Annotated in this window: 1 protein-coding gene; it reads left to right on the top strand. The window is 43.1% G+C overall.

Annotation, left to right across the window (positions count from 1 at the left end; translation table 11 throughout):
* Nucleotides 1-45 precede the first annotated feature (45 nt).
* Nucleotides 46-702: a hypothetical protein gene (locus tag D7Y06_RS25385; protein WP_243119521.1), complete on the top strand. Its 657-nt coding sequence runs from the start codon at nucleotides 46-48 to the stop codon at nucleotides 700-702.
* The last annotated feature ends 66 nt before the right edge of the window (nucleotides 703-768 follow it).

The raw sequence follows: 768 nt of genomic DNA, 5'->3' as shown, positions 1-768 counted from the left end.
GAGAGTTCACGGACAAGGGGTTCGTAATAACGGCCTGTGTGTTCCATGACAATACGGGATTCACCATCAATAAATAATAAAGGCAGACGTGGGAAAAAGGTTTCCAAAGATGTCTGGTGCAGGAAGCTGATCTGTGAGTGTGGACATACCTATAACAGAGTAGTATGGCATTATGGGGCAGGCGGGCCGCAATATGCGTATCAATGTTACAGCCAGGTTCGTTTCGGCTCTGCAAAGACCAGAGAGAAAAAGGGGCTTAGCACTGAGGGGATGTGCGTTACAAAAATGGTAGCCCGCTGGAAGTTAGAGGCTATGGCAGATGTCATATTTCAGAAGTTCTGGAATGACCGAGAGGGTGTCCTGACTATTGCTAATGAAATGCTGGATAAATGCTATGACAATGAGCAGGATAATGAGGCTTTAGAGAGAAAACACGAGCTTGAGCAGAAGTTGAAAACATGGGATAGAAAATATGATAATCTCTTGAATATGCGTATGGCTGGTGAGATTGAAAAAGACCGTTATGATGAAAAGCGGGCGCAGCTCCAAAAAGAGCAGGAAAAACTCAGAGAGCAGCTAATGCAGCTTGAAAATGAGGAAGAAATTACAGATGATATTTACAAGGACAAACTGGAAGTGCTAAAATATGGGTTAGAGCAGGACTTTAACTTTTCAACAAAGCACATTCCAGAGGACTTGTGAGTTAAAAGTTTGTACCACTAAGAAGCCAGAAAATCCCAGTGTTTTTCTGACTCTTCCTGTAGCTCA

It is taken from the genome of Roseburia sp. 1XD42-69 (genome assembly GCF_003612565.1).
In the GTDB taxonomy this organism is placed as follows: Bacteria; Bacillota; Clostridia; order Lachnospirales; family Lachnospiraceae; genus Roseburia_B.
The sequence above is the reverse complement of the archived record's forward strand: the minus strand, read 5'-3'. Positions and strand labels throughout refer to the sequence as shown.

Bases quoted from the DNA above. Each gene is read 5' to 3' on its own strand.
- D7Y06_RS25385 (WP_243119521.1), top strand. From the start codon at position 46: ATGACAATACGGGATTCACCATCAATAAATAATAAAGGCAGACGTGGG.